Origin of the sequence: Streptomyces coelicoflavus, from assembly GCF_045041415.1 — a bacterium.
GTDB classification, from domain to species: domain Bacteria; phylum Actinomycetota; class Actinomycetes; order Streptomycetales; family Streptomycetaceae; genus Streptomyces; species Streptomyces coelicoflavus.
Window position 1 is genome coordinate 3,282,928 of record NZ_CP108218.1, and the last position, 19,690, is coordinate 3,302,617.

Below are 19,690 nucleotides of genomic sequence, written 5' to 3' on the forward strand. Positions count from 1 at the left end.
CAGGAAAGTGACCGGACGGCAGGGGACAGCAGCCCGGTCACCCAAGAGAACGGCCGGCTCCGGGGACGCCCGGGGCCGGCCGACGGGACGGGTCCCCCGTTCAACACAGGCATCCCAGGCAAGCGGCGCAACCCCCCGGCGCCGCTCCGAGGCACCGGCGCCGCCCTGACGCCGGTGCCGGCTGAGAGGGAGGGCCCTGCGGCCGCAGCCCGCGGGGCCCTTCGCCGTGCCGCCGCCCGCCATCGCCAATGCAGTGACGCAGTGACGCAGGCCACATAAGGATTCTGTGAATGTGGGGACAACCATTCACAGGTTTCGTTGATCACACCGGGCATGAAGCTTCGTCGCGCCCTGGCCGCAGCCGCCGTCACGGCGGTGGTCGCCCCCGCCGCGCTCCTCGCGGCCCCGTCCGCCCATGCGACCGGTGACGCGTCGGCGTCCCCGTCCGCCTCCACGTCTGCCTCACCGGACGGGACGGACGTGACCGACGAGACGGACGTGCCCGACGAGACGGCGAGCGGGACCGCGACGGACCCGACTCCCGGCGACGCGACAGGCAGCCCGACGGGCTCCGCGAGCGCGACGGAGGAAACGGGCGAGGAGGGAACGGGCGAGGAGGAGACTCCCGCCCCCGACGCCTCGGAGCCGACCACGTCCGCCCCCGCGGTCCCGTCCCCGAGCGCCTCCGCTCCGGAGGAATCGGGGGAACCGGAGGAATCGCAGGCCCCGGACCCCGAGCCGTCCGTGTGCGAGGACACCAAGGTCGACGTCGACATCGAGGGCCTGCCCGGCGAGATCGCGGCGGGCAGCGGCTGGCACGAGTTCTCGCTGAACGTGGCCAACGACTCCGGTTCGACGCTTCAGAACCTCGAGTACCTGGCCGGCGCCTCCGCCGACCTCGACGGCGAGGATCTGTTCGAGACCGAGAAGGTCGGCCTCCAGGCCTGGAACCCCCAGGACGAGTCCTGGGAGGACCTCGACGAACTCGGCTACGCGGTCGGGTACATCGGTTACACCGACGAGCTGGCGCCCGACTACGAGGTCGCCATCCCGATGCGGATCAACGTGCGGGCGGGCGCTCCGGTCGGCGCGGGCTTCACGCTCGGCGCGACGATCTACGGCGACGCCGACGGCGAGTGCACCGGCTTCGGTGACGTCGCCTACAAGTTCCGGATCGTGGCCCCCGGCACGGACACGGACGGCACCCGGCCGCAGGAAGGCGGCAAGGCACCCGTCGCGCCCGTCACCGTCGAGAAGCAGGCCGCCGACGCCCCGGAGGTCACCGGCAGCCTCGCCTCGACCGGCTCGAGCTCGGCGCTGCCGGTGATCGGCCTCGTCGGCGGGCTCGCCGTGGTCGTCGGCGGCGGTGCGGTGTTCGTGGTGCGTCGGCGCAAGGCCGGCTCGGACGCGTGACGCCCGCTGCGGCGGTGTGACACAGGCTGGGTGAGTGGAACCCGCGCTCGGAGGGGGGTGCGGGTCCCACTCACCTTTTTGTTTCTCCGGAAGCCGCCGGGGCGCCGCTACTTCTTCGGCGGCACGGCGGGCACGTCGAGGAGCGGCAGCCGCAGCGCGCCGAACGCCTTCTCCGGGACGGCCGGGGCGTGCGGCTCGACGGCCGCGAGACGTGCGTACGCGGCGCCCTGCGCGGGGCGCGGGTCGCTCTCGCCCTTGTTCGGCCAGTACGACATCGCCCGCTCGGCCTGCGCAGTTATGGTCAGGGACGGGTTGACGCCGAGGTTGGCCGAGACGGCGGCGCCGTCGACGACCGAGATGCCGGGGTGGCCGTAGAGCCGGTGGTACGGGTCGATGACGCCGGTCTCGCGGGACGCGCCGATGGGGCAGCCGCCGAGGAAGTGGGCGGTGAGCGGGGTGCCCATCAGTTCGCCGACGTTGGAGCCGGCGAAGCCGTTGATCTCGGCGGCGAGTGCGGAGGCGCCCTCGGTGGCGGCCTTGATCTGCTTGGGGTTGGGCGAGCCGTGGCCCTGGCGGGCGGTGAGCAGGCCCTTGCCGACGCCCGTGGGCTTCAGGTGCGTGGTCAGGGAGTTGTCCAGGGACTGCATGACCAGGCCGATGATGGTCCGCTCGGACCACTTGCGGTTGGACAGCGAACGCAGGACCAGCAGCGGGTGCTTGGCCGCGTGGCCGAGGAAGCCCAGGACGCGCGAGGCCCCGGATGCGGTCTGCCCGACGTAGGGGACCTGGAGGATGGACAGGCCGCCCATCGAGTTGGAGCCCTTGCCGTAACGCACCGGTTCGATGTGGGTGTTGGCGTCCGGGTGGACCGAGGACGTGATGGCGACGCCGCGCGTGAAGTCGGCCCGTGCCTCGCCGGTGGCCCGGCGGTAGCGCCGGTCGTCGGTCTGGGCGCCCACCAGCGCCTCGGAGTTGGTGCGGGTCAGGTCACCGAGCTTGTCGGACAGGTAGGGGAGCTGGCCGCCCGCCTTCATGCGGTGCAGCAGGGTCTGGGTGCCGTAGGTGCCGGCGGCCATGACGACCCGGCGGGCGGTGAAGGTGCGGCCCGCGTCCCTCTTCCCGCGCTTCTTCCGGTCGGTGGGGAGCGTGGCGACGGCGAATCCGCCCCGCGAGTCGTCCGTGACGGAGACGACCGTCGTCATCGGGTGCACGACGGCGCCCGCCTTCTCGGCGAGGTACAGGTAGTTCTCGTTGAGGGTGTTCTTCGCGCCGTGCCGGCAGCCGGTCATGCACTCGCCGCACTCGTTGCAGGCCTTGCGGTCGGGGCCCGCACCGCCGAAGTACGGGTCGGGCACCTGCTCACCGGGCCCGGCCTTCGCCCTGCCGTCGGCGTCCTCGCCGTCCCCGAAGAAGACGCCGACCGGGGCCATGTGGAAGGTGTCGCCGCAGCCCATCTTCTCGGCGGCGGCCTTCAGGTGCACGTCGGAGGGGGTCATCGTCGGGTTCAGGCGGACGCCGAGCATGCGCCGGGCCTGGTCGTAGTACGGCGTCAGCTCCTCGTGCCAGTCGGTGATGCCACGCCACTGGGGGTCGTCGAAGAAGGGCTTCGGCGGCACGTAGAGGGTGTTGGCGTAGTTGAGGGAGCCGCCGCCGACGCCGGCACCCGCCAGGACCATGACATTCCCGAGCAGGTGGATGCGCTGGATGCCGAACATGCCGAGCCTGGGCGCCCAGAGGTAGTTCTTCAGGTCCCAGGAGTTCTTGGGCAGCGACTCGCGGGTGAAGCGGCGGCCGGCCTCCAGGACGCCGACGCGGTATCCCTTCTCGGTGAGGCGGAGGGCGGAGACGGAGCCGCCGAAGCCGGATCCCACGACGAGGACGTCGTAGTCGTACCCGTTCTCGTCCCGGGTCTGGACAGAGTTCTCCTGCGACACGTGCTCTCCTCGTTGAGAACGGGTGGGTGGTCGGGGTGGGTCAGCGGAAACGGAATGCCTTCATCAGGCGCAGGCTGCGGCTCATGAACGCCGCGTACTTCTCGTCGTCCATGCCGAGCGACGGCGCCATCGGCAGCAGGCGCTGGTGGGCGACCGTCTGGGCCTCGGTGTACTTGAGGATGCCCTCGGAGCCGTGCCGGCGGCCGAGGCCGGAGTCCTTCATGCCGCCCATCGGGGACTGGGCGCTGCCGTAGGCGGGCGCGTACCCCTCGTTGATGTTGACGGTGCCGGTGCGCATCCGCGCGGCGACCTCGTGGCCGCGCCGGGCGTTCTTCGTCCACACCGAGGAGTTCAGGCCGTACGGCGTGGAGTTGGCGTGCTCGACGGCCTCGTCCTCGGTCGTGAAGCGGTAGACGGAGACGACCGGGCCGAAGGTCTCCTCGGTGCACACGGTCATGGGGGCGGCGACGCCGTCGAGGATGGTCGGCTCGTAGAAGTACGGGCCGATGTCCGGGCGGGCGACGCCGCCGGCGACGAGCCTGGCGCCCCGTTCCACGGCGTCCGCGACGTGCCGCGTGACGGTTTCCAGCTGCCGCTCCCCCACCAGCGAGCCCATGTCGGCGCCGTAGGAGAGGGAGGTGCCGAGCCGCATCGCCCTGGTGCGGGCGGCGAAGCGGTCCAGGAAGGCGTCGGCGACGGACTCGTGGACGTAGAGCCGCTCGATGGAGATGCACAGCTGGCCGGCCGAGGAGAAGCAGGCGCGGACGGCGCCCGCCGCGGCCTTCTCGATGTCGGCGTCCTCCAGGACCAGCATGGCGTTCTTGCCGCCGAGTTCGAGGGAGACGCCGACCAGGCGGGCGGCGGCGCCCTGGGCGACCTCGCGGCCGGTGCGGGTGGAGCCGGTGAAGGAGACGTAGTCGGCGTGCTTGACGACCTCCGGGCCGACGACGGGTCCTTCGCCGAGGACGACCTGGAAGACCTCGCCGGGCAGACCGGCCTCGATCAGCAGGTCGCGGGCCCACAGCGCGGTCAGGCAGGTCTCGGTGTCGGGCTTCATCACGACGGCGTTGCCCGCGGCGAAGGCGGGGAGCGCGTCGCCGACGGACAGCTCCAGGGGGTAGTTCCAGGGGGCGATCTGGCCGACGACGCCGCGCGGGTGGCGCAGCTCCGTCACCTTGGTGAGGGTCGGTACGGCGCCGGTGTGCCGCTTGGGGCGCAGGTACGCCGGGGCCTTGCGGCCGTAGTGCCGGGCGGCGACGGCGACGGCCTGGACCTCCTCGTGGGCGTGCAGGCGGGCCTTGCCGGTCTCCAGCTGGATGAGGTCGAGGACCTCGGCCTGGCGCGCGAGGACCAGGTCGTGGAAGCGCAGCAGGACCGCGGCACGCTGCCGCACCGGCACCCGCGCCCACACGGCCTGGGCGGCGCGGGCCCGTGCGAAGGCGCCGGCCACGTCCTCGGGCGTGGACTCGGGCAGGTCGGCCAGCTTCTCGCCGGTGAACGGGGTGTGGTTGGCGGTGCGGCCGGACCCGGCCACGCCCTTGGTGAGCTGGGCGACCAGCTCGGGCGTGACCACGTCGGCAGCCGTGCGGGCGCCCTCCGGGGTGGGGGCGAGGGGGTTCGTGCCGGTGAGTTCCGGGGCCTGCGCGTCCGTCATGAGCCGCAGGGTATGACGCCGGACGCACTTTGTGTACCCGTCGGTAACGGTGATTCACCGTGATTCACCGAGTACTCACACACCGCCAGTGATCGCTGGCAACAAACCCGCTGATCAGGGGGTTACGTCGAAGGGCTGGACCTGATCGCTCCTCTTCGCTCCGGGGTGGGCGGCGCGACGGAGATCACCGCCTCCAGGAGCCGGGCGGCCTCCTCCGCCTCCGGCCGCACCCCGGCGTCCGGCGACCGCAGCCGGTCGGCCAGCGCCCCCAGCGGTCCGTCCGCCGGCCCGTCGCCCGCCACGGCGGTGTGCAGCAGGGCGCCCAGGGACCGCAGGTCGGCCGCGGGGCCGCCGCCCCGGAGGGCTTCCTCGCCGGGCGGACGGGCGGTGCCGAAGCCGGTGAGGGCGACGCGGCCGTGCGGGCCGAGCAGCACGTTGGCGGGTCCGACCGCGCGGTGCACGATGCCGACGGCGTGCGCGGCGCGCAGGGCGCCCAGGACGGCGAGGCCGACGCGGGCCGCCTCGGGGGGCCGGAGCGGACCACGCAGGAGCGCCTCGTGGAGGGACTCGCCGGGGACCCACTCCATGACGATCCAGGGCAGTCCGTCGGGCCCGGCCTCCTCGACGACCACGTCGTGGATGCGGACGGCGGCGGGGTGGTCGACGCGGGCGGCGGCCCGGGCCTCGTGGTGGAGGCGGTGGGCGGCCCGGCGGTACGCCTCGTCGCCCGGGTCGCCGGGCAGCCGCGGCCGCCTGACGGCGACGTCCCGCCCGGCGGCCTCGTCGAGACCGCGCCAGACGGTGCCCGCCGCGCCGGAGCCGACGCGCCGCAGCAGCCGGTAGCGCTCACCGACCAGCCGTCCCCGGTCCGTCATCAGAGCGTGTCGACCTCCCAGTTGGCGATCACCGTCCGGGCGATCTCCCGTCCCTCGTCGGCGAAGTAGCCCTCGCGGGGGTAGTCGACCGACACCTTGTACATGTCACCGTTGCCGGCCCGGTAGTACAGGATGTGGAACTCGCGGGCGCGGGGGTTCTGCGTGTCCGCGGTCGTGTACCGGATGGTGTTCTCGGCGGCCTTCTCGCCCTTGTACTCGGCCTCGCTCGGCTCGCCCTCGGGCGCGGGGTCGGCGGCGAAGTCCCAGGAGTACTCGCCGTCCTTGAGCATCTCCCAGTCCGCCCAGGCGTTGGCGCCGGCGGTGTCCGGGATCTTGTCGTCCTTGTCGTCGGCCTTGATGTCCCGGTCCACGACGACGGTGACGGCCCCGCTCGGGTCGGCGAACGTCTCGTTGGTGCCGTCCCAGTCCTCCGGGTGCTTCCCCTTCACGAACTCGGCGGGCACACCGACGCTCATGCCCACCTTGTCGCCCAGGTCGTGCTGCTTCCAGCCCTCCGGCAGGGTGCCCGCGAAGGGGTCGGCGACCACGAGGTACGACGCCACCGCCGCCGCGACGGCCACCGCGCCGAGGGTGATCCACGCGTTGCGGCCGAGCCGGACGCTCCAGCGGGACGGGGGCGCCGTGCCCGGTCCCGCCGGCGCGTCGAGCCGGACCGCCTGGGTGGGCGGCGGCGCGGGCGGGTTGGCGACGGCGTCCAGCAGGGCGCGGACCCGGGTGGCGTCCGGACGGCGCTCCGGGTCCTTGTCCAGCAGGCCGGTGATCACCTCGGCGAGCGGGCCCTGCGCGGAGGCGGGCGGCGCGGGCGTGGCGTTGAGCACCGACTGGAGCGTGGCGGGGGTGTTGCTGCGCCGGAACGGCGAGACGCCCTCCGTCGCCGCGTACAGCACCACGCCCAGGGACCACAGGTCGCTCGCCGGTCCGGGGCGCCGGCCCAGCACCCGTTCCGGGGCGATGTACTCGGGCGAGCCGACGAAGCCGCCGGTGTCGGTCAGGCTGGTCTCGCCCTCGATCTGGGCGATGCCGAAGTCGGTGAGCACGACCCGGTCGTGCCGGCCGAGCAGGACGTTGTCCGGCTTCACGTCCCGGTGCAGGACGCCGGCGGCGTGCGCGGCCTCCAGTGCGCCGAGCACCTCCAGACCGATCCGGGCCGCCTCGCGCGCACCCAGGGTGCCCTCCTGGAGGACGTCGCCCAGGGAGCGCCCGCGCACCAGCTCCATCACGATCCACGGCTGCCCGTCCACGACCGCCACGTCGTGCACGCCGACCACCGCGGGGTGGTCGAGCCGGGCCGCGGCGCGCGCCTCGCGGCGCATCCGCTCGAAGGCGTTGTCCCGTTCACGTTCGGGAAGGTGGTCGGGGACGCGGGGCTCCTTGACGGCGACCTCGCGGCCCACGGTCTCGTCCTGCGCGCGCCACACGGTGCCCATGCCGCCGTGCCCGAGCCTGGCGGTCAGCCGGTAGCGCCCGGCGACGAGCCGCCCGGCCCCCGGGTCCGGCGCGGCGGCCGAGGGAGCCGGCGGGGTCGGCGAGGGCGCTTGCGAGGGCGCTTGCGACGGCGACGGTACGACCTGGGTCGGTGCCGCGTACGGATTGCCCGGATGCGGCACCGCGGCGGCCCGGTTCGGCGGTTGCAGCTCAAAAGTCGTCGGCTCGTCCGCCCCGCTGCGGGGCCCCCCGTCACTGCTCATGGGTCCATCCATACCGCGCCGGACGCAGGCCTTTCCACCGCGGGTGCCCAGCGGTCACAGACCCGTGACGCGTGTTGCCGCTTATATCCCGTTTAGCCACCGGAAGACGGAGTCGGCGTCGGAGTCGGCTCCGGTTCCGTCGTGGGCGTCGCGGGCACCGAACTCGCCGGCGTACCGCCCCCGTCGTCGCCGCCGTCGGCGAACAGCGCGGCCGCCGTGGCGCCCGCGCCCGCCGCGGCGACGACCAGCAGCACCGCCATGAGCACGCCGCGCTTCACGCTCCGTCGCGGGTGCGGCGGCCCGCCGGTCGCGGCCGCCTCCGGTGTCGCGGGCGTACGGCCCGTGCTGAGGAAGGCCCGCAGCATCCGCTGCGCCGACGCCGCGTCCAGCCGCCGTCGCGGATCGCGCTCCAGCAGGCCCCGTACGACCGGAAGGAGGGGTGCGGCCTGCGCGGGCGGGCGGATCTCGTCGGTGACCACGGCGTGCAGCACACCGCCCAGGGAGTCGCGGTGGAAGGGGGACGCGCCGCTGAGGACCGCGCACAGCAGCACGCCCAGCGACCACAGGTCGGACTCCGGACCGGTCCCGGCCCCGGACATCCGCTCCGGGGCCGTGTACTCGGGGGAGCCGACGAAGGAGCCGTTCTCGGTGAGCGTGGTGGAGCCCGCGACCTGGGCCACGCCGAAGTCGGTGAGGACGACCCGGCCGTCCTCGGCGAGCAGCACGTTCGACGGTTTCACGTCCCGGTGCAGGATCCCGGAGGCGTGGGCGGTGCCCAGGGCGTCGAGCAGGGCGATGCCGATGCGGGCGGCCTCTGCGGCGTCGACGGGGCCGCCGCCGAGGACGCGGTCGGCGAGCGAGCCGCCGTCGACCAGTTCCATGACCATGTACGCGCGTTCGTCGTCCTCGACCACGTCGTGCACGACGATGACGTGCGGATGCCGCAACTGCGCGACCGCGCGGGCCTCGCGCAGGGTGCGTTCGCGGCGCCGCCGGGCCTCGGCCGCGGAGAGGGTCTCGTCGAGGGGGAGCGCCTTCACGGCCACTTCGCGGGCGAGCAGTTGGTCGGTGGCCCGCCACACGATGCCCATGCCGCCGCTGCCGAGCCGCTCGTGGAGCCGGTAACGGCCCGCGATGACACGCCCGCCCGCCCCCTCGGTCACCATGCGTCCCATCATGCCCCACCGGACGCACCGGCTCCGGGCCGCTGTCACACGGGTGGCCGACAACCGACGGGTCCGGGCGGCGCCGTCACGGTCACGGCGCGGTTCAGCCGGTCTTCTCCTGCCAGCCCTGAAGCACCGCCGCGAACCGTCGTTGCGTGACCGCCCAGTCGCTCGCCGGTCCCGTCATGTTGAGGGCGTACTCGACGCCGTCGCGGGACATGTACGTCTGCGACACGGCGCGGCGCGGGCCGGGGAACTCGGTGTCCTTGGCCAGCGCGGTCCAGGTGTACTCCCACCGGGCGCTGTCGCGGTCGCGGTAACCGACGCGTTCCAGGGCGACGCGCCGGTAGCCGACCAGCCGCCCGTCGAGCTGTGCGTCCAGGTCCTGCTGGTGTGCGTACGGATCGTTGTAGTCGGGAGCGGTGTCGACGGATATGCGCAGGACGTGTTCGCCACCGTCGGGGGTGTAGTCGATCTGGCGGAGTTCGCCGCTGTCGCCGTCGAAGTCCTTCCGCTGCCAGTTCTCGGGCAGGTAGAGGCTGAAACCCAGCGGGTCGTCGCGCCGCACCCAGCCGGCCGGGACGGAGCCGCCGGGCTCCTTGCCGGTCGTGGCGGAGGGGGACGCGGAGCCGGACGGCGCGTGGGTGGGGCCGGAGTCGGCCGACGAGCCGCCCTCGTCCCGCTGTTGCAGCACCACGGCGGTGCCCGCACCGATCAGCGCGGCGACGGCGACGACCAGGGCGAGGGTGCGCATGCGGACCCGCCGGGAGCTTCGGGGGACGGCCGCCGGAGCGATGCCGCCCGCCGTACCGGCCGTCGTCCCGCCCGCGGTTCCGGCCGTCGCGTAACCCGGCGCCGTGTAACCCGCCGACGCGGGGCCGACCGTGGTGGGGCCAGTCGCGGTGGGGCCGGTCGTCGGCGGGTACGGCGTGGCGGTGGTCCCGCCCATCGGTCCCGGGGCCGCTTGCGCCCCCGGCGTCGCCGCTGTCCCGGGCGTCCCCCGGTGGTGCGTGTCGCCCGACCCCGGCCCCGGGTACCGGGTGGTCGGCACGTACGCCTGGGCCGCGTCGGGGCGCCGGCCCTCGGCCGCCTGGGCGAGCAGGTGCTCGGCCTCGGTCGGGTCGGGCCGTTCGGCCGGATCCTTGCGCAGCAGGGCGCTGATGACGGGCGCGAGCGCACCGGCGTAGCGGGGCTCGGTGGCCTCCTCCTCCACGACCGCCTGCATGGTGGTCAGCGGTGAGGTGCGGCGGAACGGCGACCTGCCCTCCACCGCCGTGTACAGCGTCGCGCCGAGCGCCCACAGGTCGGACGAGGGGCCGGGATCGTGGCCGCGGACCCGCTCGGGCGCGAGGTAGTCGACGGAACCCACGACCTCGCCGGTCCGGGTGATGGTGGAGTCGCCCTCGATCTGCGCGATGCCGAAGTCGGTGAGCAGGACGCGTCCGTCGTCGGCGAGCAGCACGTTGCCCGGCTTGACGTCGCGGTGCAGGACCCCGGCGGTGTGCGCGGCGCACAGGGCCCGCAGCACCCACAGGCCGATCCGGGCGGCCTCGCGCGGGTCGACCCGCTCCTCCTTGACGGCGTCGGCCAGTGAGCGGCCCTCGACCAGCTCCATCACGATCCACGGCCGGCCGTCGTGCTCGAGCACGTCGTGCACGGTGACGACGGCCGAGTGGTTGATCCGTGCCGCCGCGCGCGCCTCGCCCCGGGTGCGCGCCAGGAGGATGGCCTGGTCGCTCTCCGAGACGTAGAGCGCGGCGGTCAACTCCTTGATGGCGACGGTCCGGTGCAGCACCTCGTCGTGTGCGCGCCACACCCGGCCCATGCCGCCGCTGCCGATGGCTTCCCCGAGCCGGTAGCGTCCCGCGACGAGCCGGCCCTGCATCTGATTCACGTTGCCCCGCAATGGTCTTGTCAGGGTCAGACTAGGGACCGGCCCCCGCCCGGGGAACGGGTGGGGTGGCATGGAAACAGCTCTGTGACGGTTGTCGCTTTCCGTGACGGGAGGCAACCATCGGGCCGAACTGCCGTCAGCGCGTGTACTGGTAGGTGGCCGAAGCCTGTTCGAACAGCCGGCTCACCTCGTCACGCTCCGCCTCCGGACCGCGGACCTGCACCACGTGGTAACGCCCGTCGATCAGCATGGCGACATTGCGCACGTACAGCTCGCCGCCCGCGCCGCTCCAGGTGAACTGCCCCTCCGCCATGCTCCGTCCGCCGACCTCGATGGTCTTCAGGCCGCTGGAGGTGGCCCAGCTGGAGGCACGGTACGACGCCAACTCGGGCTCGCTGTCGCGCTGGTAGGCCATCGGGTCGTCGCCGAACTCGGAGGCGCGGTCCCGGCCGGGCACGACGAGGAGCTCGAAGTCGCCCTTGCCGTAGACGACCTGGCCGCTGCCGTTGCGGGGGGTGCGGTTCCAGCCCTCGGCCACCGCGACGCGGAAGCCCTCCGGGTCCTTGCGCAGGGTGAACCCCTCGGCGACGTTGGACTGCGTCTCGGTGCCGCCCGCCGTCCGCGAGGCCTCGGGGTCGGGCTTCGGCGACGTCCGGTCCGGTCGGGGCTCGTCACCGGCCTCCGGAGACTGCTCGGGCGGCGCTTGGCTCGCCTCGCCGGCGGCGCCGGTCCGGTCGGCGCCCTGGCTGCCGCTCGTGTCGCTCTTGGGCATGAAGAACATGGCGTAGGCGACCGCGCCGGCCAGCGCCAGCAGTATCAGCAGGAGCAAGGTGCGGCCGAGGCTGCGGGGGGAGCGGCCGGTCTCCTGCCTGCCGCGCTTGTGCCGTCCGTGGTGCGCGGGCAGGGCGGCGCGCCGCCTGCGCACCAGCTCGCCGCGGCGGCGGACGATGGGCAGCCGGCCGGTCTCGACGGGCGGCGGCGCGGAGATGACGTGCAGACCGGCCTCGGGCTCGGGCGCGGACCGTACGAGGGAGCGCAGCCAGCCGCTCAGTTCCTCGAACTCGATGCGCTCGGTGGGATCCTGACGCAGCAGCGACTCCACGACCGGCCGCAGCGGCCCGCACTCCTCGGCGAACGCCGGCGGCTCCGCGCACACAATCTGCACCAGCTCGGCGGTCGACTCCTCCGGGTAGGGCGCGTGGCCCTGTACGGCGCGGAAGAGCAGGGCGCCCAGGGCCCACAGGTCGGTGGCGGGGCCGATGGGCGCGGCCAGCTGCCAGTTCTCGTGCACGGGCCCGGCCTGTTCCGGCGCCCAGCGCTCGGTCACGGGGCCGACCACGGCCATCCGCGTCTGCCGGGCCCGCTCGGCGGCGAGCGCGGTGGCCGGACCGCGCGGCGCGGGGGTCCGGGCGACCGGGTCGTCCCAGCGGGCGGCGGACGCGGACCCGCCGTCCCCAGGCGGGACGGTCGCCCCGGAGACGGCCCCGTGCGGCGTGGCGTCAGGACCTGGCGTGGCCTCCCGCGGCCGCGCGGCGGTCCCGGCGGCGCTGTCGCCCCACGCGGCGGCGGACCCCGGCGTGCCCTCCTGGCGCGCGGCGGGCAGCGCCGTCCCGGCCGCCGGTTCACCGGTGGGACGGGGGGCGGGAAAGGCCGGGTCGCCCGTGCGACGCGCGGCGGGGGACGCCTGGTCGTCGAGGGTACGGGGGGCGGCAGCGTCCCAGGAGGTGGTGCGTACGCCGTAGGGGTCGGCGATCTGCCCGGGCGGGACCGGCGCACCGGAGGACGCGGTGTCGTCGGGGCCGCCGTCGCGCCCTGGGCCCCCGGACACGGCCTCGGTCCCGGCGGCGTGCGCTTCCCGACCGGGACCGGTGAGGCCCGGCTGCCCGCTCGCCGCGTCGCCCCCGGCACCGGGCGCGGCACCGCGATCGGCGGGATACGGAGCCGGCCCCGGACCGGCGCCGTGGGCGGACCCCACCCCACCGGCTTCGACGCCCCGCGGAGAACGGCCGTCGTCACCGTCGTGCGCACCGCCGGACCCGGGACCGGTGGTCCACGTGGTGGTGTCCGGGGCAGGGCGGGCGCCCGGCAGGGCGGCGCGGCCGTTCTGGGCCTCCTGGACGCGCGCCGCGGCCCTGGCCCCCGCACGGTAGGCGGCGATCGCGCCCGCGCGAGCGGCACGGGCGTCCCCGCCGGCCTCGAGCGCCGCGGGCGCGAGCCCGGCGGGGGATCCGCCCGGCCCGGGAGCCCCGGGCGCCGGGAGCCCGCCGACGCCCCGTGCCTCGATGGCGGCCCGCCGGGCGGCGTCGGGGTCGGCGTCGCCCGGTCCGAAGACCGCGGCCCGCGTGACGCCGCCGCCGGGGCCGAAGGTGCCGTTCGGGTCGACCGCGGGGCCCGGCTCCTCGTCCGGGGGCACCGGGTCGTACCCGCACAGCGCCTCCTCCGCCGCCCCCACGGCCAGACCGGTCAGCATGACCCGCCCGTCGTCGCAGACGAGGACGGTGCGCGCGGTGATGTTGCGGTGCACCCAGCCGTACGTGTGCAGCACCCGCAGCGCCAGCAGGACGTCGGAGGCCACCTCGGCCGCCCGGTACGGCGTCAGGCTCTGTTCGGCGAGCAGCGCGGCCAGCGGCCTCGCGGCCACCAGCTCGCTGACGATCCACAGTGAACCGCCCTCGGCGAAGACGTCGAAGACCTGGTCCAGACGCGGATGGTCGGGCACCGCCGCAGCGGCCTGGGCGGCCTCCACGGCGCGCCGGACCACGGGGTCGGCCGGCCGTCTGGGACCACCACCGGCGGCCGGTGTCCGCCTGCCGGGGCGCCGCGCGCCGCCGTCCCTGGCCGTGAAGCCGTCGGGCAGGCCGTCCGCGTCGAGCACCTCGGCCTCGACGACCTCCGGCAACGGCACCTGGCGGACCAGGACCTCCTGGCCGCTGTAGGTGTCGAAGGCCCGGCTCTCGGTGAGTTCGTACTCGTCGGACGGCGGCAGCGGCAGGCGGTAGCGGTCGGCGAGCACCCGTCCCGCGTAGTCGTCCACGTCGCCACCCCCGGCAGCCGTCGGTCAATTCCGTTCGTCCGGCGGGCCGTTCCGGCTGCGTACGGTCCGCAAGCACTCACGATACGTGCCGGAGGCAACCCGCAATGAGCTGATGCCAGATCTCGGGCGGCTCAAACCCGGGCCCGGACCGGCGGACCGGTGCCCGGGAGGCCGGGCCCGTCCGCTCAGGGCTTCGGTTCGAAGGTCTTCGACAGCGTCCGCCAGGTGTCCCGGCGCAGATCGTCGCCCCAGTCGGCGGCCTTCGCGGTGTACATGAGCGCGTAGCCCTGGTGGTCGTTGACGACGAACCCCCGGTCCACGGTGCGGTACTTGGTGCCGCCGTCGGTGTAGGTGAACTCCCAGTCGGCCGCGTTCCAGCCCCGGTAGCCCACCTTCTCTATGCGGATCTTCTTGTAGTTCGAGCGGACCATGTACTGCTCCTGGTTCCTCCAGTCCGCGACCGGGTCGCCCTTGGGCGTGGAGGTCCAGGCGACCAGCAGCTTCTGCCCGCGGGGCCCGGTGAACCGGTCGCCGGCGGAGCCCTTGGAGGCGAACTTCCAGCCCTCGGGCAGTCCGATGCGGTAGCCCTGGCCGCCCTCGTGGGTGGCGGCCACGTCCTCGTCGTCGTCGGACTTCCCGGCGTCGTCCGACTCGCTGCCGCCCTTGTCGCCGGCCTCGCCGGACGGGTTCGTTCCGTTGTCCGGGGCGCCGTTCGCGTCCCCGTTCGCCGCCGGGTCGGAGGCGGAGCCGTCGGTGCCGGTGCCGCTCTCCTCGTCCTGCTTGGTGTCGCCGCTCGCGCCGGCGGAGGCGACGGCCTTGCCGCCGTCGCCGCCCGCGGCGCCCTTGTCGTCGTCGCCCCCGCCGAGGGTGAGGGCCAGCACGGTGCCGAGCACGGCCAGCGCCACGACCACCGCGATGACGATCAGCGTCCGGCGCGGCACCACGTCGGTGAGCGGCGCCCGTGGCACCGACCGGGCCGGCAGGTCCGGCGGCGGTACGACCGGCCAGCCGGAACTCTTCGCGCCCCCGGCGGCATTCGGCGCGCCGGCACCCGAGCCGGCCGCCCCGCCGGCAGCACCGGCGCGCGTACCGGCACCGGGGCCCGTCCGCGGCGCCGGCGGGGCAGCGGGCGTGCCCGCCGCACCCGCGGAAGCCGTGCGGCCCGCGGCACCCGCCGGAGTCCCGACGCCGTCGCCCGGCTTGGTCCGCGAGGAGGCCGCGGCACCGGCCGCGCCGGCCCCGACGGCGGCCTTGCGCACGGAACGCAGCGCTCCGCGAAGCTTCTCCCCGGCCTCCTCGGCCCGCTTGGCACCCGTGCCCGCGGCACCGCCGCGCCGCCCGCGCCCGTCCGGCTGCGGGGGCAGCGGCACGACCTTGGTGGCGTCCACCGGCTCGGCCCCGGCGGCCTGCTCCGGGGCGTGCACGACCCTGTTGAGCATCGCGCGGGCGCCCGCGTCGTCGAGCCGCTGGTCGGGGTCCTTGGTGAGCAGCCCGTAGATGACGTCCCGCAGCGGGCCGGCGTTCTTCGGCTCCTCCAGGTTCTCCGTCATCACCGCGGTGAGCGTCGCGATCGCCGAGCCCCGGTCGTAGGGCGGGGTGCCCTCGACGGCGGCGTACAGCAGCCCGCCCAGCGACCAGAGGTCGGCGGCCGGGCCGGGCTTGTGGCCGCGGGCACGCTCGGGGGAGATGTAGGAGGGGGCGCCGACGAGCATGCCGGTGGAGGTGATGGAGGGGTCGCCCTCGACCTGGGCGATGCCGAAGTCGGTGAGCACGACCCGGCCGTCCTCGGCGATCAGGACGTTCGACGGCTTCACGTCGCGGTGCAGGATGCCCTCGCGGTGCGCGGAGCGCAGCACGTCCAGGACGGCCAGGCCGACCTCGGCGGCGCGCTTCGGCTCCAGCAGACCGTCCTCACGGATGGCCTCGGCGAGCGACTTGCCCTCGACGAGTTCCATCACGATCCACGGCCGGTCGTCCTCCTCGACCACGTCGTAGACCGTGACGGCGCTGTTGTTGCGGATCCGCGCGATCGCCTTCGCCTCGCGCAGCGTGCGCGTGATCAGGCGCCGCTTCTCCTCCTCGTCGATGTTCCCCGGGAACCGCAGCTCCTTGACGGCGACCGTGCGTCCGAGGGTCTCGTCCTCCGCCCGCCACACCGTCCCCATGCCGCCGCGGCCGAGCACGTCTCCCAGCCGGTACCGCCCGGCGAGGAGACGTGCGCTCTTGTCCGTACGGGATGTCCCCGCCCGCTCCGCCTCCGACATGCGTCCCCTCATGCAACCCGCCCTGACAGAGCCTTCATTGTCCCTCACCCGACAAGTGCTCTACGCCCAGGGGGCCCGCAGGGTTCCCTCCCCGCTCTCCTCGGGGGGGGTGTCCTACCGCGCCGCGATGTCCGGCGCCCCCAGCCTGGCCGCGTCGGCCGTCAGGTCGTCCGGCTGGCGCTGCGACTCCCGCTCGGCCTCTACCCGCTTCTCGTAGTGCTGGACCTCCCGTTCGACCTGGCCCTCGTCCCAGCCGAGCACCGGCGCCATCAGCTCGGCGGCCTCGCGGGCACAGCGCGTGCCCCGGTCGAAGGTCTCGATGGAGATGCGGGTGCGCCGGGTGAGTACGTCGTCCAGGTGCCGCGCGCCCTCGTGCGAGGCGGCGTAGACGACCTCGGCGCGCAGGTAGTCGTCGGCGCCGGTGAGGGGCTCGCCCAGGGAGGGGTCGGCGGTGACGAGCTCGAGCAGCTCCTCCGTCAACGCGCCGTAACGGTTCAGCAGATGCTCGACGCGTACGACGTGCAGTCCGGTGCGCGCGGCGATCCGGGCCCGCGCGTTCCACAGTGCGTGGTAGCCCTCGGCGCCCAGCAGCGGGGTCTCCTCGGTGACGCAGTCGGCGACCCGGAGGTCGAGCCCGTGCACCGCCTCGTCCACCGCGTCCTTGGCCATCACCCGGTACGTCGTGTACTTGCCGCCCGCGACCACGACCAGGCCGGGCACCGGGTGGGCGACGGTGTGTTCGCGCGACAGTTTGCTGGTGGCGTCCGACTCGCCGGCCAGCAGCGGGCGCAGCCCGGCGTACACGCCCTCGACGTCGTCGCGCGTGAGGGGCACCGACAGCACCGAGTTGACGTGTTCCAGCAGGTAGTCGATGTCGGCGCTGGAGGCGGCCGGGTGGGCCTTGTCGAGGTCCCAGTCGGTGTCCGTGGTGCCGATGATCCAGTGCCGGCCCCAGGGGATGACGAACAGCACGGACTTCTCGGTGCGCAGGATCAGGCCGGTGCTGGAGTGGATGCGGTCCTTGGGCACGACCAGGTGGATGCCCTTGGAGGCCCGCACGTGGAACTGACCGCGCTCGCCCACCATCGCCTGGGTGTCGTCGGTCCACACCCCCGTCGCGTTCACCACCTGCTTGGCGCGGACCTCGTACTCGCCGCCCGCCTCGACGTCCTGCACCCGGGCGCCGACCACCCGTTCGCCCTCGCGCAGGAAGGAGGTGACCCGGGCGCGGTTGGCGACCTTGGCGCCGTACGCCGCCGCGGTGCGCACCAGCGTGGCCACGAAGCGGGCGTCGTCCATCTGGGCGTCGTAGTACTGCAACGCCCCGACCAGCGCGTCCTTCTTCAGCGCGGGCGCCACGCGCAGGGCGTGACGGCGGCTCAGGTGCCGGTGCAGCGGCAGGCCACGCCCGTGACCGCGGGCCATCGACATGGCGTCGTAGAGCGCGACGCCGGAGCCCGCGTACAGCCGCTCCCACCCCTTGTGCTGGAGCGGGTACAGGAAGGGCACCGGCTTCACCAGATGCGGCGCCAGCCGTTCGAGCAGCAGTCCGCGCTCCTTCAGCGCCTCCCGCACGAGCACGAAGTCGAGCATCTCCAGATAGCGCAGGCCGCCGTGGATCAGCTTGCTGGACCTGCTGGAGGTGCCCGAGGCCCAGTCCCGGGCCTCGACGAGGCCGACGGACAGGCCGCGCGTCACCGCGTCGAGGGCGGTGCCGGCACCGACCACGCCCGCGCCCACCACCAGGACGTCGAGCTCGCGCTCGGCCATGGCGGCGAGCGACTCGGCGCGCTGCTCCGGCCCAAGGGTCGCTGTCCTCACTGCTGCCTCCCGCTGTCGGTCGCGTCGGCCGCACCCGTCGGGCGAGCCCGGTTCCTGGTACCCACCATGCCCAGATTCTGACCTTCCTGCCCGACTTCGGCAGCCGCGGACCCGAACCTGTGGACAAGTCGGGGGCGCGACGGACCCCAGCCTGTGGACAACTTCCCGACGGCCCCGGGCCGGTCCGTCGACACTCGCCGAAACTCCGCAGATCAATCCCGCAAATCGGTCATATTTACTCCTAGTCTGACGTTGTGCTCGCCCATCCTGTCCACCGGGCTTGCGCACCTGTCCCGCTTCGGCTATTGGGAAGGACGGCCCACGCCATGCCCGCAGATCTCGCCGTCATCGGACTCGGCCCGTACGGCCTGCCGCTGGCCCAGGCCGCCGTCGCCGCAGGCATCCCCACCCTCGGCTACCGCACCGGCCCCGAGGCCGACCCGCTCACCCCCGCCGAGGTGCGCCGGATGCTCGCCACCGGCTTCCGCACCCCGGCCGGGCCGACCGGACCCGCCGAGCTGGGCCGGGTCCGCACCGCCGTCATCTGCGCGCCGACCCCGCCGGGCGCGGACGGCGGTCTGGACCTCACCCAGGTGGAGGCCGCGGCCCGCACCCTCGCCGCCCACATGCGCCCGCACACCACCGTCATCCTGGAGTCGCCGGTACGGCCCGGCACGACGGAGGACTTCCTGCGCCCGCTCCTGGAGCAGGGCTCCGGGCTGCGCGCCGGCCGGGACTTCCACCTCGCCTACTCCCCCAGCCGCGTCGACCCCGGCAACCGCGACTTCACCCCGGCCAACACCCCGAAGGTCATCGGCGGCCTCACCCCCGCCTGCACCGAGTCGGCCGCCGCGTTCTACAGCCGCCTCACCGACAAGGTGGTCCGCGCGCGCGGCCCGCGCGAGGCGGAGACGGTGCAGCTCCTGGAGACCAACTTCCGGCACGTGAACATCGCCCTGGTCAACGAGATGGCCGTGCTCTGCGACGACCTCGGCGTCGACCTGTGGGACGTCCTGCGCTGCGCGGAGACCAAACCCTTCGGCTTCCAGGCCTTCCGCCCCGGCCCCGGCGTCGGCGGCCACTCCGTCGCCCAGGACCTGACCGGCAGGGCCCCGCACAGCCTGCGCATGGTGGAGCTGGCCCAGCAGGTCAACGCCCAGATGCCCCGCTACGTCGTCCAGCGCGCCGCCGCCCTGCTCAACGAGCACGGCAAGTCCGCGCGCGGCGCCCGCATCCTCCTGCTCGGCGTCACCTACAAGGCCGACCTCGCCGACCAGCAGGCCACCCCGGCCGAGGAGATCGCGACCCGCCTGATGTCCATGGGCGCCGCCGTGAGCTACCACGACCCGCACATCCCGTCCTGGAACGTCGCCGACCGCCCCGTCCCCCGCGCCGACTCCCTCTACGAGGCCGCCGCCGACGCCGACCTCACGATCCTCCTCCAGCAGCACCGCACGTACGACCTCCAGGGCCTCTCGGTCAAGGCCCAACTCCTCCTGGACACGCGGGGCGCCACACCGACGGGGGCGGCGCACCGGTTGTGAGACGGGGGCGCACGGGGGTGACCGTGCCACGGGGTTGGTGGTGGGAGGACGGCTGCGCCGGTACGGTGGGGAGCGGATGGGCCCGCCGCAGGGATGTGCGGCCGGGTACGGGTTTCCGCCCCTAGTTCTCGTAGGGACGGCCGCTCACTATCCGCAAAGGGTGGAGCCCACCGCAGCCGGATACTGAGGCAGGCTCCAGAAAAGTGAACGGAGTGTCCACCCCTACTTCTCTTAGGGGTGGCCGCTCACTTCCCGTAGATCCGCAGAATCCACCTCCTCCGGAACTTCACCATCCGCAGACGGATCCGGTCCCAGCGGGTGGGCTTGCGGTGACGGCCCATGGCGCGCCCCCTTCCACGATGCCGCCCATATCCCGGTGAGG

11 protein-coding genes are annotated in these 19,690 nt (G+C 74.2%); 2 read left to right on the plus strand and 9 right to left on the minus strand.

Translation table 11 applies throughout. The features are described 5' to 3' along the window. Positions 1–333 precede the first annotated feature (333 nt). Entirely contained in the window at positions 334–1,413 is a 1,080-nt protein-coding gene (locus OHA99_RS14370; protein ID WP_405696066.1) for an LPXTG cell wall anchor domain-containing protein, read from the plus strand. Between the two features lie 107 nt (positions 1,414–1,520). Here OHA99_RS14370 and OHA99_RS14375 read toward each other — a convergent pair whose 3' ends face one another. The 9 genes from OHA99_RS14375 to OHA99_RS14415 all read right to left on the minus strand — a co-directional run bounded on the left by OHA99_RS14375 (position 1,521) and on the right by OHA99_RS14415 (position 17,764). Continuing rightward, positions 1,521–3,347 carry a GMC oxidoreductase gene (locus tag OHA99_RS14375; RefSeq protein ID WP_405696068.1) on the minus strand — a complete coding sequence of 609 codons (1,827 nt, stop codon included), beginning with the start codon at positions 3,345–3,347 and terminating at the stop codon, positions 1,521–1,523. Positions 3,348–3,387: 40 nt separating this feature from the next. Next, positions 3,388–5,001 (minus strand): succinic semialdehyde dehydrogenase, encoded by a 1,614-nt coding sequence (locus OHA99_RS14380; protein ID WP_153178343.1) that lies wholly within the window; start codon positions 4,999–5,001, stop codon positions 3,388–3,390. Between the two features lie 122 nt (positions 5,002–5,123). Beyond that, complete coding sequence (locus OHA99_RS14385) at positions 5,124–5,876, minus strand: serine/threonine-protein kinase (RefSeq protein ID WP_405696071.1); 753 nt, start codon at positions 5,874–5,876, stop codon at positions 5,124–5,126. Next, positions 5,876–7,585, minus strand: coding sequence for a serine/threonine-protein kinase (locus tag OHA99_RS14390; RefSeq protein ID WP_405696073.1), 1,710 nt, complete (start codon positions 7,583–7,585; stop codon positions 5,876–5,878). The genes OHA99_RS14385 and OHA99_RS14390 overlap by 1 nt, the downstream gene beginning before the upstream one ends. A 92-nt stretch (positions 7,586–7,677) precedes the next feature. Further along, entirely contained in the window at positions 7,678–8,760 is a 1,083-nt protein-coding gene (locus tag OHA99_RS14395; protein WP_405696074.1) for a serine/threonine-protein kinase, read from the minus strand. A gap of 94 nt (positions 8,761–8,854) precedes the next feature. Next, a complete protein-coding gene (locus tag OHA99_RS14400) occupies positions 8,855–10,636 on the minus strand; it encodes a serine/threonine-protein kinase (RefSeq protein ID WP_405698949.1) in 1,782 nt (593 codons plus the stop codon). A gap of 145 nt (positions 10,637–10,781) precedes the next feature. After that, positions 10,782–13,679, minus strand: a complete 2,898-nt coding sequence (locus OHA99_RS14405; protein WP_405696076.1) for a protein kinase — start codon at positions 13,677–13,679, stop codon at positions 10,782–10,784. Between the two features lie 185 nt (positions 13,680–13,864). After that, positions 13,865–15,943, minus strand: a complete 2,079-nt coding sequence (locus OHA99_RS14410; protein ID WP_405696078.1) for a serine/threonine-protein kinase — start codon at positions 15,941–15,943, stop codon at positions 13,865–13,867. Positions 15,944–16,057: 114 nt separating this feature from the next. Continuing rightward, complete coding sequence (locus tag OHA99_RS14415) at positions 16,058–17,764, minus strand: glycerol-3-phosphate dehydrogenase/oxidase (protein WP_153178349.1); 1,707 nt, start codon at positions 17,762–17,764, stop codon at positions 16,058–16,060. Positions 17,765–18,090: 326 nt separating this feature from the next. Here OHA99_RS14415 and OHA99_RS14420 point away from each other — a divergent pair, with 326 nt between their 5' ends. Further along, positions 18,091–19,308: a nucleotide sugar dehydrogenase gene (locus tag OHA99_RS14420; RefSeq protein ID WP_153178350.1), complete on the plus strand. Its 1,218-nt coding sequence runs from the start codon at positions 18,091–18,093 to the stop codon at positions 19,306–19,308. The last annotated feature ends 382 nt before the right edge of the window (positions 19,309–19,690 follow it).

Excerpts from the sequence above, each read along its gene's own strand:
- OHA99_RS14420 (WP_153178350.1), top strand. The coding sequence starts at position 18,091 with ATGCCCGCAGATCTCGCCGTCATCGGACTCGGCCCGTACGGCCTGCCG.
- OHA99_RS14395 (WP_405696074.1), bottom strand. The coding sequence starts at position 8,760 with ATGGGACGCATGGTGACCGAGGGGGCGGGCGGGCGTGTCATCGCGGGC.
- OHA99_RS14400 (WP_405698949.1), bottom strand. The coding sequence starts at position 10,636 with ATGCAGGGCCGGCTCGTCGCGGGACGCTACCGGCTCGGGGAAGCCATC.
- OHA99_RS14385 (WP_405696071.1), bottom strand. The coding sequence starts at position 5,876 with ATGACGGACCGGGGACGGCTGGTCGGTGAGCGCTACCGGCTGCTGCGG.
- OHA99_RS14380 (WP_153178343.1), bottom strand. The coding sequence starts at position 5,001 with ATGACGGACGCGCAGGCCCCGGAACTCACCGGCACGAACCCCCTCGCC.
- OHA99_RS14390 (WP_405696073.1), bottom strand. The coding sequence starts at position 7,585 with ATGAGCAGTGACGGGGGGCCCCGCAGCGGGGCGGACGAGCCGACGACT.
- OHA99_RS14410 (WP_405696078.1), bottom strand. The coding sequence starts at position 15,943 with ATGTCGGAGGCGGAGCGGGCGGGGACATCCCGTACGGACAAGAGCGCA.
- OHA99_RS14370 (WP_405696066.1), top strand. The coding sequence starts at position 334 with ATGAAGCTTCGTCGCGCCCTGGCCGCAGCCGCCGTCACGGCGGTGGTC.